Here is a 12,531-nt window from a genome sequence, read left to right as displayed (position 1 = left end):
GCTGTATGTCGCATCGTGACCTTCGGTACGCAACCGTCCGGCCTCTGGATCACGAAAAAACCCGGCCTGCGGCATTTTATTCGGATTCGCCGGATGATTGGGCCAGACCCTCTCTCCAGACCCTATCTGATGAACCCCATGGCGCGCAGGGCCTCGGCAACCTCCGGCATCTCCAGCGCCTCGACGAAGCGGCGGACGGCCGGGCGGTCGCGACGGGCGGCGGGGACGACGAAGTCGTAATGCTCCTCCTGCAACGGCAGGAAGCCCAAGCCATAGAGGGTCGCCGCGGTTTCGATGGCGACACCCCAGTCGGCACGGTTCTGCGCCACCGCGACGGCGACGGCGTTGTGCGATTTGGCCTGCGTCCAGTAGCCGGTCGGCCGCGCCGGCCCCAGCAGCCGGTCGGTCAGGATGCGGGTGCCGCTGCCGGCATTGCGGTTGATCAGGATGCAGTCGGCCAGACCGGCGACACCGGCCACCGCCTCCTGCGCCGTCCGCCCCTCGAACCGCGGATCGCCGCGGCGGAAGACGATGCCCTGCATGCGGCGGTAGCCGGTGACGAGGTCGAGACCCGGCGCCAGGAACGGCGTGTTGTAGGCACCGGTGGCGGGGTCCATCAGATGGACGGGGGCGATGTCGCACTCCCCGCGCCGTGCCGCCGCCAGCCCGCCCATCGAGCCGACATTCAGCGCCTTGACCGTCATACCCTCTCCGATCAGGCGGCCGAGCACGGCGTTCAGGCCGATGCACTGGCTGCCGACCACGATCAGGTCGGCAGGCGTCAGCGAACGGCCGAGCAGTTGGACCGACACCGGCGTGCCGGCCTCCACCGCCTCGGCCTGGGCGTCGATGGCGAGGAAGCCGTCGGCATGGCTGAAGGCGGTGACGGCGCCCGACCCCTTCGACAGCGGATAGGCGGCCAGCTCGTCCTCGCCGGCGCCATGGACCAGCGAGACCATGACATATTCGGTGCGCCCGCGCTCCGACCCCAGCCGCACCGGCAGGGTGGCCGCCACCTCCTCCGCCAGCGCCGGTGGCAGGCCGGCCAGGGCGCGGATCACCGGGGCGACGAAGCTGTGGAAGGTGAACATGGCCGATGTCGGGAAGCCCGGCAGGATCACCACCGGCTTGCCGCCGGTCACCGCAAGGCACAGCGGCTTGCCCGGCTTCAGCGCCACGCCATGGGCGACGATGCCGGGGTCCGACAGTCGCGCCACGATGCGGTGGGAACGGTCGCCCGCCCCCTTCGACGTGCCGCCCGACAGCAGCAGCGCGTCGCAGTCCAGCCCCCGGGCGACCAGCCGTTCCAGCGCCTCGTCCTCGTCCGGGGCGATGCCCAGCGGCACCGGCTCCCCGCCCAGTTCGGCGACGGCGGCAGCCAGGATGGCGCCGTTGCTGTCATAGACCGCTCCGGTGCGGATCGGCTGGCCGGGTGCGACGATCTCGTCACCGGTGGACAGGATGGCGACGCGGGGCCGGCGCACCACCGCGACCTCGCCCAGCCCGATGGCAGCAAGCACGCCGATCTCGCGCGAGGTCAGGATCTGGCCCTTGCGCAGAACCACCTCACCCCGGCCGATGTCGGAGCCGGCGGCGGCGACGAAGGCGCCGGGGGTAGCTGGGCGGGTCAGGGTGACGAACAGACCATCGGGCCGCTCCACCGCTTCGGTCGTCTCCACCATCACCACGGCGTCGGCGCCACGCGGCAGCATGCCGCCGGTGGCGATCACCGTGGCGGTGCCGGGCTCCACCGTCAGTTCGGGGGCATGGCCGGCGGCCAGCACCTCGTCGTTCAGGCGCAGGGCGACCGGCCGGTCCTCCGCCGCACCCACCGTGTCGGCGGCGCGCACCGCGAAGCCGTCGACCACCGAGCGGTCGAAACCGGGAACATCCACATCGGCCGTCACGTCGGCGGACAGCACGCGCCCCAACGCGGCCGACAGCGGCACCCGCTCCTCCCCCCGTGGGGACAGGTCGAGATGGCGGTGAAAACGGGCGCGCGCCTCTTCACCGCCGACCACCTCCAGGAACTGGTCCTGGCGGGCGGCCTGGGCGACGAAACGGCGGATGTCCTCGCGGCTGCGGTCGGAACTGTGCACGCGGCAAACCCTTGCTGGATAAGAGCGGCGTGATACTTCCTCGCCTCTCAGTCGAACCTGTACATGGTGACGGGAACGCCGTCCGGCACGCCTTCGCTGTCTGCGCCGATCAGGACGAAGCCGTCGGCCCGCGCCGCCGCCGCCAGTCCCGGCCAGCCGGGCGAGGCCACCGGCTCGACCCTGCCGTCCCCATCCAACCGGACCCGGTGCATGTCGAGGCAGCCGATTTCCGACACCAGCTTGCGCGCCGTCACCGCCCGGACCGTCGCATGGGGCAGATCGGCCGGCAACCCGGCAGCACGCCGCACCGCACGGCCGGCCAGCAGTTCGTAAGCCGCCAGCGCCGCCATCGGCTCCCCCGGCAGCAGCAGCACGGGCACGGCGCCGGCGACGCCCAACCCGGCGCTGCCGCCCGGCCGCATGGCGATGCCGTGCAGGTCGATGCTGCCGGCCTGGGCCAGGGCGGGCGCCGCCACATCGTCCGGGCCGGTGCCGGTTCGGCCGGCCGACAGGATCAGGTCGGCGCCCGGCCGCGCGAAGGCTTCGGCCAGGGCGTCCGGGTCGGCCGGCACCACCTCGACCGCCTCGACACCCCCGCCGTCGCGCCCGACCAGCGCCGCCAGCATGGCCGCGACCTGCTCCGGCGCGCCGGCCCTGGGACCGCCGGCAATCAGAATCCGCACCCGCGGCGCCGGCAGGACCGATACGGTGTCATGCCCCGCGGCGGCGAGCAGGCCGAGATCGCCGGGGCGCAGCCGCCGCCCGGCCGGCAGCAGCGCGTTTCCGGCGGCGGTCCAGGCGCCCTGCCGCTCCACCCCGCTGCCGGGCGCCACCGCGTCGATGGCCTCGGCGAAGGGACCGACGGCCTGCACCGCCTCATAGGGGATGACCGCGTCGCAGCCTGCCGGAAGAGGGTCGCCGGCGCTCACCGCAACCGCCGCCGTCAAGGGCACCGGGTTGTAGGAGCCGGCGCCCAGCGTGTCGGCCGCCGCCACGGCATAGCCGTCCGCCGCGGCACGGTCGGCCGGGGGCCAGTCCCCCAGCGCAGCGACGGCGTCGGCCAGCCGCAACCCGCCGCAGTCCGCCACAGGCAGGACCCTTGCGGCAGGCACGGCGACCCGGCGGTCGATCCAGTCCCAGCCATCGGTCAACGATGCACGGCGCGGGAAACCGCGGCCGCGGACATCGTAAAAGGATTTGTTGAGCATCGGCGCCGTCACAGCGCCGGCACCGTGGCGTCCTGCACGCGGTTGCGGCCGGTGCGCTTGGCGCGATAGAGCAATTGGTCGGCCATCTCCGCCAACTGTTCGGGGCTGCCTTCGGCCGATGGGATTACAGTGGCGACCCCCAGGCTGATGGTGACATAGGGGATGACCGGCGACTGCGCATGCGGGATACGGCATTCGGCGACGCTGGTCCGGAAATCTTCCGCCACGCGGACGGCGCCGGGGCCATCGGTCTCCGGCAGCAGGCAGACGAATTCCTCGCCGCCATAGCGGGCGACGAGGTCGCTCGGGCGCCGCGCACGGTCCGACAGCACTTCGGCAATCATGCGCAGGCATTCGTCGCCGGCCTGATGGCCGTAATGGTCGTTGTAGGCCTTGAAATGATCGACATCGAGGATGATGAGCGACAGCGGCAGGTGCGACCGGGCACAGCGCCGCCATTCGCGCGCCATCGCATCGTCGAAGCGGCGGCGGTTGGCGATGCCGGTCAGCCCGTCAAGGAAGGACAGGCTGCGCAGCAGGTCGGTCTGCCGCTTCAGCAGCAGATGGTTGCGCACCCGCGCCTTCACGATGGGCGGGCTGATCGGCTTGGTGATGAAGTCGATGGCCCCCACCTCCAGCCCGCGGGTCTCGTCCTCCACCTCGCTCTTGGCGGAGATGAAGATGACGGGGATGTCGTGGGTGGCGGGATCGGCCTTGATGCGGCGGCACACCTCGAACCCGTCCATTCCCGGCATCATGATGTCCAGCAGGACGAGGTCAGGCATCCGCGCCTGGACGAGATCCAGGGCCCTCTCGCCGTCGGTGGCGAAATAGATGTCGTAATCGTCCTTCAGGATTCGGCTCAGCACATGGACGTTGGACGGGATATCGTCCACCACCAGGATTTTCGGGCGGAGGTCGGCCATGGGCGCGTTCAGACCGTCGATAGCGAAAGGCCGAGGTCTCGCGCGATCCGCTGCACGATTCCAAGCGCCTTGTTGAAGTCCAGACCGTCGATGGCGGCGGACAGCCCCTTCATCGTCGAAGGCTCGACCCAGTCCGTCAGCAACGGCGCCAGCATAGCGAACTCCTCCGCCGCTGCGAAGTTACTCTCTTGCAACAAAGTTGAGAATTGGGGCAGGCGGTTCGCCAGCTGCGCCCGGCTCTCCGCCGACCGGCCTGGCATCGCCGGCCCTCGTGCCGGCCCCGTCTTGCCGCCGGGCGCCGCACGCAGCCGCCGCGCGCTTTCCAGCACGAGCGCCAGTTCGCTGCGCAGCACCGGCACCTGGGCCGCGGCCGCGACGGCATCGTCGCTGTAGGCGGCGATCTGCAACGCGTCGGCGGCGACCGACAGGCGGCGCGCACCGAGGTTGCCGGCGACGCTTTTCAGCTCATGCGCGATGGACTTGGCGGTGGCCAGATCGTTGCCGTTCACCGCCGCGGCGATCCGTTCGACGATGTTGCCATAGCCGTCGGCGAACTGGCCGATGAAACGGCGGAACAGGTCGGTGTCCCCGCCCAGCCGGTTGAGCGCATCGGCAAGGTCGATGCCCGGCAATCCATCGGGCAAGTCGGCCAGCGGTCCGGCCGGACGGCCAACCGGCATCGGCGGAGCCGCCGCGCGCGTCAGCATGGTGTCGCCGTGCAGCGGGACGGGGCCGGCACCGCAGGGCGCGCAGGGCCGCACCGCAACCAGCGGCGGCCCGATCCAGCGGGCCAGCGTGGCGAACAGCTGCGGCAGGTCGAGCGGCTTCGGCACATGGGCGTCCATTCCGTTGTCGAGGCAGCGTTGCCGGTCTTCCGGCAGGGCGCTTGCCGTCATGGCGATGATCGGCATCTGCCGTCCGCCCGGCAGCGCGCGGATCGCGGCGGTCGCGGCGAAGCCGTCCATGTCCGGCATATGCACGTCCAGCAGCACGGCATCGAACGGCTGGCCGGCCGCGCGCACGCACTCCAACGCCTCCCGCCCCGTCGATGCCGTGGCGACCGACGCGCCGGCACGCTCCAGGATCTCGAACGCCACCTGCCGGCTGATGTCGTTGTCGTCGGCCAGCAGCAGCCGGCGGCCATGCAGCGCCCGGCTGGCGTCCCAGGCCGGCCCGCTCAGCCCGCCCAACCCGCTGCCGCCGGACGGCGCCGGAACCGGGGATGGCAGGAAAGGCGCGCCATGCCCGGCCTGGGCATAAGCGACGGTCACGGCGTCGAGCAGGGTGGAGGCGGTGACCGGCTTCACCAGGAACCCGGAAATCCCGGCCTCCTCGAAGCGGGCGCCTAGCCGCTCGCGACCATAGCCGCTGATGACGATGATCATCGGGGTGCCGGCATGGACATCGGCGCGGATGCGGCGCGCCGCCTCGATGCCGTCCATCCCCGGCATCTTCCAGTCCATCAGCACCATGTCATAGGCATGGCCTGCCGCGGCGGCACGCTCCAGCTCGGCGATGGCGCTCCGGCCGTCGCAACAGGCGGTGACGGTCCAGCCGAAGCCGGTGGCGATGGCGCCCAGCACCTCGCGCGCGGTGGGGTTGTCGTCGACCACCAGCACCGTCAGGTCGCGCGGCACCGGGCGCGGGTGGGAGTCGGGCCAGCCGGCCGCAGCCCCGCCGGTTCGCCGGCCGGCCCCGCCGGGATGGCGGTCGAACTCCGCCTGGAAGCGGAAGACGCTGCCCTTGCCGGGCTCGCTCTCCACATCCATCGCGCCCCTCATCAGCCGGACGAGCCGGGCGCAGATCGCCAGCCCCAGCCCCGTGCCGCCGAACCGCCGGGTGGTGGAGCTGTCGCCCTGGCTGAAGGCCTGGAAAAGCCGGTCGCGCTGCTCCGGCGCGATGCCGATGCCGGTGTCGCGTACGGCGAACTCCAGCACCGCGCGGTCGTCCCCCTGCGCCTTGACCGCGACCGACACCACCACTTCGCCCGCCTCGGTGAACTTGATGGCGTTGCCGGCGAGGTTGATCAGGACCTGCTGGAGCCGCAGCGGATCGCCGATCAAATCCAGCGGCACGTCCGGCGCGACGGAGAACAGGACGTCGATGTCCTTTTCCTGCGCGGCCGATCCGACGATGACCGCCAGCGTCTGCAACAGGTCGTCCAGCCGGAAATCAACCCGCTCCAGTTCAAGCTTGCCGGCCTCCACCTTCGAGAAGTCGAGGATGTCGTTCAGGATGCCCAGCAGCGACTGCGCCGACACCCGCACCTTCTGCACGTAATCGGCCTGCCGGCCGTTCAGCTCGGTCTGCTGCAAAAGGTGGATCAACCCGAGGATCGCGTTCATCGGCGTGCGGATCTCATGGCTCATGTTGGCCAGGAACTCGCTCTTGGAGCGGCTCGCCGCCTCCGCCGCCAGCCGGGCGCGCTGCATCGCCGCCTCCGCCCGCTTGCGCTCGGCGATCTCGTGGAAGACCACCACGGCACCCTCGACCTTGCCTTCGGCCAGCATCGGGGAGGCCGTGTACTCCACCAGGAAGGGCGCCCCCCCCTTGCTCCAATAGGTGTCCTCCAGCCCGCGCCGGCTCTCCCCGCTCAGCAGCACCTCGGTCACCGGGCATTCCAGGGCCGGGAAATGGCTGCCGTCGGCGCGGCGGGAATGGATCAGCGCATGCAGGTTGCCGCCCAGCAGCTCCTCGTTGGAATAGCCCGTCAGCGCCGAGGTGGCGGGATTGGCGAAGGTGATCGTCCCGTCGCGGTCGATGCCGCAGATGCTGTCGGACGCCGAATGCAGGATCAGGTTCAAACGGCGGTTGGCGCTGGCGAAGGCCTCGTTGGCGGTTTCCAGCTCGCTCTTCTTGGTGTCCAGCTCGGCGTTGGTGTCGGCCAGCATGCGGCGGCCGGCCACCTCGCGCTCCAGGCTGCGCAGCGCGGTATAGGCCAGACCGGCGCAGGCCAGCACCGCCAGCCCGACCAGGATGCTGCCCCGGAGCGTACGCTCCCGCCAGGGCGCCAGCTCCGTCCGCTCCGACAGGGCGACGAACGCGACGAGCGGCAGGTTCGGCACCCGCTGGTAAGACAGGATGCGCCGGCTCCCCGGCGTCGGTCCGTCTGCCTCGAAGGTTTCGATGGCTGCATCGGCCGCATGGCGCAGCACGACGCTCCCGTCCGGGCCATCCAGCGGCTCGCTGGCGGGAAAGCGCAGCACAGGCTTTCCATCGGTACGGTACACCGCGATCGCCGCACCGGCACCGAGATCCAGGCTTTCGTAGAGCTGGCTGTAATAGTCGAGGTCGACATTGGCATGAACGACACCCTGGAAGCGTCCTTCCAGCATGATCGAACGGCTGACGGTGAAAAATTCCGTCCCCGTCTGCCGACCGGTGATGCGCTCACCGACATGGAAATCGGTCCCGTCGAGATGCGCTTTGAAAAAGCTGCGATCCGAAGCGTTGACGTGTGGTGTCGGGTATTGCCTGCTGGTCAGCACGGCGTTGCCGTTTGCAGCATCGATCCACAGCGCCGCGATTTCCGGCAGGCTGTCCACCATGTCGCGGACGGTGATCCAGGCCTCGCGATTGGTGTCCAGACCGGGCATGCCGTAATGGCGAATGAGATCCTGCGCACGGCCGATGGCGAGGTCTGCGGTGGCTACCGTCCGCCGGACATGCTCCTGCAGCAGGCGGGCGGTGGACTGGGCCTGTTCCCGGCCGTGGCGCAGCGTCTCTTCCCGGTCGGCCCAGACGACATAGCCCCAGAACCCGGCGCCGAGCAGCGCGATCAGCGCAAAGGCCGCGACCAGCAGCAGACGGGTGCGCGTGGGGGAAAGCGTGGGTGCCGCAGCGTCGATCGGGTGTCTGTCCATCATTGCAGAGTTGTCGCCGCACCGCCGCCGGCAACCGGCGCCACCCGCCGGTCCTTCCGCCTACATCGGTCGGAGTATGGTCTGGCGCCGGCTGCGTCCGCAAGCAACTTGATGTGCGCAAGGGCGACGTTCGCGACACCCGGCGCTTGCGGGGGACCCCTCCGGTACAGCCCCCCTTGCACCGCCTGCGTTCGTACAACGGCTGGGGCATCGTCCCCATATTCACGTCCGATATTTGTCATGCCCGCCCCGCCCTCTTCGCCCTCGCCTCCGCCGTGAAAGCGCCCGTCCGATGGCCGACCGCCGCCCCCTGCCGCCCAAGCCTTTCCTGCTCGCCACTCTGCTGGCTTTGGCCGCCGGCCCGGCCCTGGTCCAATCGGCCCTGGCGCAATCGGCGCTGACCGGCCCGGTGCGGTCGGACCCGATGCAGACGGTCGGCGCCGAGGTGCATGTGCGGATCGAAACCCTGCCGAAGCCCTATGCCACGCCCGCGGTCGCCAACGAGGCGGTGCTGGTGCAGCGTCCCGCCGAGCAGCCCCTGCGCGCCCCGCGCGGCTTCACCGTCACCCTGTTCCGCGACAATGTGGAGAATGCGCGCAACCTGCTGGTCCTGCCCAACGGCGACGTGCTGGTGGCCCAACAGCGGCCGGGCACCCTGACCCTGCTGCGCGATGCCGACGGCGACGGCCGGGCGGAGATGGCCCAGGTCTGGGCCGACGGCTTCGACCATCCCTTCGGCCTCGCCTTCCATGACGGGGCGGTGCTGGTCGGCGATCTGGCCGGGGTGTGGCGGCTGCCCTGGACCGCCGGGACGACCCAGGCGGGGGAACGGCGACGGCTGACGCCGGAGGGCGCCTTCGGCAAGCGCGGCGGCCATGCCACGCGCTCCATCGCGGTGGCGCCGGACGGGCGGCATTTCTATGTCGGCATCGGATCGGAGGGAAACATCGGGGTGGAGCCGGAACCGCGCGCCACCATCCAGGAATTCCGCATCGACGGCAGCGGCCAGCGCACCTACGCCGCCGGCCTGCGCAACGCGGTCGGCCTCGCCTTCAAGCCCGGCACCGGCGACCTCTATGCCGTCGTCAACGAGCGCGACGGGCTGGGCGACCAGCTGGTTCCCGATTTCCTGACGGCGGTGAAGCCGGGCGGCTTCTATGGCTGGCCCTATTCCTACATCGGCGACAACCCGCAGCCCGACCTTGCCGGGAGGCGGCCCGATCTGGTGAAGGCGGCGCTGGTGCCGGGGCTGCTGTTCCAGGCCCATTCGGCACCGATCGGGCTGGCCTTCGGCGACGCCACCCATTTCCCGGAACGCTACCGCATGGGCGCCTTCGTGTCGCTGCATGGGTCGTGGAACCGCTCGCGTCCGACCGGCTATGCCATCGCCTTCGTGCCCTTCGACACCGCGCCCTTCGACAAGAGCCGGCCCACCGGCACCTACGAGACCTTCGTCACCGGCTTCCGCGTCACCCCGGCCGCGGGGACCGCAACGGGGAGTGCCGCGGAGGGCGACGAGACCCCGAAGGTCTGGGGCCGGCCGAGCGGGCTGACGGTGACCGCCGACGGCGCCCTGCTGATCGCCGAGGACGCCTCCGGCACGGTCTGGCGCGTCGCCTACGCCGCGGCGGACAAGGAGGCCGAGAAGGAGCCGGCAGCCAGGACGCCTCCCAGGCCCTGACGGGTCAGCAGCACTCGTCCTCCAGCTGGCGCAGCATCGCCAGCCCGTCCTCGTCGTCATGCTCCTCGAACAGGTCGGCGATGTAATAGATGTTGGCGCAGAGCAGGCACAGCCCGTCGGCCTGCCGTTTCAGCGGGTCCTCGGCCACCGCCAGCTCGGCGCGGAACCGCTCCCAGAAGGCGTTGGTCTTGGCTGGGTCGTCGATGTGTATGTACAGGCGGTCGATGATGCGGCGGCTGTTGCCCTCGCAGTCAATCCCTTTGAACGAGACATAGCGGTCGGGCGCGTCGATGCTGTCCACGGAAGCGGGCTCCTCATTCCGGTTGGCAGGGGCGGGGAAGATTGGCCCGATGCTTCCCCGCCGGCATGCCTGCGATCAAGCGGCCCTGCACCAGCGGCATCCGGCCTGCGCGAATGGCGGGATCGCTGCATGAACGGAACCGTCGCCGGGGCTTGACCATGCCCGGTCCACGGACCACTCTCGCGCAACGGATGCAACCGGTGGGCGATTGGGACGGAGATATGGCGGTCCAGGACTTAGCGGTGGCGACCGGGTATTTCCGTGAAGGGCGCCGGCAGGAGGCCTACGATGCCTGCACCGCGATTCTCGACCGGGAACCGGAGACGGGAGACGCTTGGCAGCTCTCCGCCATCGTCCGCTTCCAGCAGGGGATCGGCGGCGCGGCCGATGCGGTCGCGCGCCAATGCCGTGCCTGCGCCTGCGACCCGGCCCGCGCCGAATATGCCGCCAACCTCGCCGCCATGACGAAGGCCGGCGGCGATGCCGGGGTGGCGATGGTCTGGCTGCGCCGCACCGCATTGCTGACACCGGCCGATCCCACGCCGTGGCGCCGTCTGGCCGCCGCCCGCCGGCAGGCCGGCGACCGGGCGGGCGCCGTCGATGCCATCCGCGAGGCCGCCGCCCGGCATCCGCTGCGCTCCGACCTCCATACCGAGCTCGGCGCGCTGGCCTTGCAGCAGGAGGACGGAGCCACGGCCGTGCAGGCCTTCCGCAACGCCCTCGCCCTCGCCCCCGGCGATGCCGCCGCCCTGCGCAATGCCGGCGTCGCGGCCCTGCGTCATGGCACGGCGGAGGCATCGGTGGGCTGGCTGTCCCGGCTGCTGGCGGTCGAGCCGGACCATGAGGACGGCTTCTGCGATCTGGCTCTGGCGCTGCACCGCCGGCAGATCGCAAGCGGTGGGGCCCGCTGGCGGCATCACGACCGGCGGCGGTTTCCGCCCGCTCCCGGCCGGCTGCGGATCTATTACCGGCTGAGCGACCGCGGAAACCCCAAGGAGAAGATCGCCGGCCCCTTCGCCTGTCTGGCCAATTTCCTCGACGTCTTCCGTCCGGCCGCCGACGAGCTGCGGGTGATCGCCGACAATTGCCGGGACGATACGGTGGAGCGGGTGGAGGCGATGCTGGTCCAGGCCGGCTGCCTTGGCTCCGACGGGACCGTCGTCCAGCGCACGGCGCTGGGCCATCACGGCTCCTTCCTGCATGCCAAGGCGCTGGCTCTGGCCGACCTGTCCGACCGCCAGCATGACCGTGACGCCATCGTCTATTTCCTGGAGGACGATTATCTGCATCTGCCGGGCGCCCGCGCCCTGCTGGCGGAGGGGTTGCAGATCGCCGATTACGTGACGCTGTACGACCATGCCGACAAATACGCCGACCCCGCTGCCACCGGCCTCGATGGGGTGATCGCGGCCGGCGGCGAGGAAACCTGCGTGCTGCGCCGGCCGCTCAGCCATTGGAAATTCACCGCCAGCACCACCATGACCTGGGCCTGCCGGCTGTCGACCCTGCGTGAGGACAGCGCTGTCTGGGACCGCTTCCGCATCGAACGGCGGTCCATCGACTATTGCCTGCACTACACGCTGGGAGCGGCGGGCCGTTTCCTGGCCTGCCCGCTGCCGGGCCATGCCACCCATGGCGAACCGAACTGGGCCTCGCCCGGCCGCGACTGGCCGGCGCTGGCGCGGCAAATGGAGCAGCGGCTATAGCGCCAGCCGTTTCTTCAGCGCCTCGGCCCGGTTGCGGCTGACCGGCACGCGGGGGGCGCCGGGGGCGGCCATGACGAAGGCGGCGCGGCCGTCCTGCCGCTCCACCGCGCGGGCATGGCGCAGGTTGACGATGTAGCCGCGATGGGTGCGCACGAAGGATCGGGCGTCGAGCCGCGCCTCCAGCTCCGACAGGGGAAGGCCGCAGAAGAAGGCGCCGTCGGCGGTGTGGACCGTGGTGTAATGGCCGTCGGCCTGGAGATAGACCGCATCGGCCGGGTCGAGCAGCACGATCCCCTGCCCCTTCTCCACCGGCAGCTTGACCAGCGGTTCAGGTGCCTGCGATGCGAGAGCTTGCGATGGCGGGATCTGCGCATCGGCGGCTGATGGACGCGCCGCCTCCATCAGCATCAGGGCGGTGACCGCGCCGCTCTCCCCCGCCGCGGTGGCAAGCGCCAGCGCGGTCGCCTTCACCACCAGCACCCGGCCGGGCAACGCCACCATCATCGAACAGGCCGATGCCGGGGCGGCGGGATCGGTGGCGGCGGCCATCAGCAGTTCCACCTTGGCCCGGTGGGAGGGAGGGTGCAGGTCGTGCAGATAGGCGCCGACCAGCCCGGCCGCGCGGTCGCCCAGCAGCCGCACCGCCGCCGGGTTCAGGGCCAGCACCCGCCGCGCGCTGTCCAGCAGCACCAGCCCGACATCCATGTTCTGCAACGCATAGTCCATGGACGCCCACTATAGCGGTGC

The 12,531-nt window shown here is 70.8% G+C and carries 8 protein-coding genes; 2 read left to right on the top strand and 6 right to left on the bottom strand.

Annotated elements, in window-relative coordinates:
* Positions 1-122 precede the first annotated feature (122 nt).
* The 4 genes from ABNQ38_RS25780 to ABNQ38_RS25765 are packed head-to-tail and all read right to left on the bottom strand — an operon-like array spanning position 123 to position 8,099.
* Positions 123-2,099 carry a molybdopterin biosynthesis protein gene (locus tag ABNQ38_RS25780; RefSeq protein ID WP_377808707.1) on the bottom strand — a complete coding sequence of 659 codons (1,977 nt, stop codon included), beginning with the start codon at positions 2,097-2,099 and terminating at the stop codon, positions 123-125.
* 47 nt (positions 2,100-2,146) lie between these two features.
* Positions 2,147-3,307: a molybdopterin-binding protein gene (locus tag ABNQ38_RS25775; protein WP_377808706.1), complete on the bottom strand. Its 1,161-nt coding sequence runs from the start codon at positions 3,305-3,307 to the stop codon at positions 2,147-2,149.
* Positions 3,308-3,315: 8 nt separating this feature from the next.
* Positions 3,316-4,233, bottom strand: coding sequence for a diguanylate cyclase domain-containing protein (locus tag ABNQ38_RS25770; RefSeq protein ID WP_377808705.1), 918 nt, complete (start codon positions 4,231-4,233; stop codon positions 3,316-3,318).
* An 8-nt stretch (positions 4,234-4,241) separates the two neighbouring features.
* Positions 4,242-8,099, bottom strand: coding sequence for a response regulator (locus ABNQ38_RS25765; protein ID WP_377808704.1), 3,858 nt, complete (start codon positions 8,097-8,099; stop codon positions 4,242-4,244).
* A 289-nt stretch (positions 8,100-8,388) separates the two neighbouring features.
* Between ABNQ38_RS25765 and ABNQ38_RS25760 the strand changes: the two genes are divergently transcribed.
* A complete protein-coding gene (locus ABNQ38_RS25760) occupies positions 8,389-9,777 on the top strand; it encodes a PQQ-dependent sugar dehydrogenase (protein ID WP_377808702.1) in 1,389 nt (462 codons plus the stop codon).
* 4 nt (positions 9,778-9,781) lie between these two features.
* On the opposite strand, the gene cowN is transcribed toward ABNQ38_RS25760, so the two are convergent.
* Complete coding sequence (gene cowN / locus ABNQ38_RS25755) at positions 9,782-10,078, bottom strand: N(2)-fixation sustaining protein CowN (protein WP_377808700.1); 297 nt, start codon at positions 10,076-10,078, stop codon at positions 9,782-9,784.
* A 221-nt stretch (positions 10,079-10,299) separates the two neighbouring features.
* Here cowN and ABNQ38_RS25750 point away from each other — a divergent pair, with 221 nt between their 5' ends.
* Positions 10,300-11,784 carry a tetratricopeptide repeat protein gene (locus ABNQ38_RS25750; RefSeq protein ID WP_377808699.1) on the top strand — a complete coding sequence of 495 codons (1,485 nt, stop codon included), beginning with the start codon at positions 10,300-10,302 and terminating at the stop codon, positions 11,782-11,784.
* Here the strand turns inward: ABNQ38_RS25750 and ABNQ38_RS25745 are convergent.
* Positions 11,779-12,510, bottom strand: coding sequence for a LytTR family transcriptional regulator DNA-binding domain-containing protein (locus ABNQ38_RS25745; protein ID WP_377808698.1), 732 nt, complete (start codon positions 12,508-12,510; stop codon positions 11,779-11,781). The two genes, ABNQ38_RS25750 and ABNQ38_RS25745, sit on opposite strands and share 6 nt — an antisense overlap.
* Positions 12,511-12,531: the final 21 nt, after the last annotated feature.

It is taken from the genome of Azospirillum sp. A29 (assembly GCF_042604625.1).
Lineage (GTDB): Bacteria > Pseudomonadota > Alphaproteobacteria > Azospirillales > Azospirillaceae > Azospirillum > Azospirillum palustre.
The sequence above is the reverse complement of the archived record's forward strand: the minus strand, read 5'-3'. Positions and strand labels throughout refer to the sequence as shown.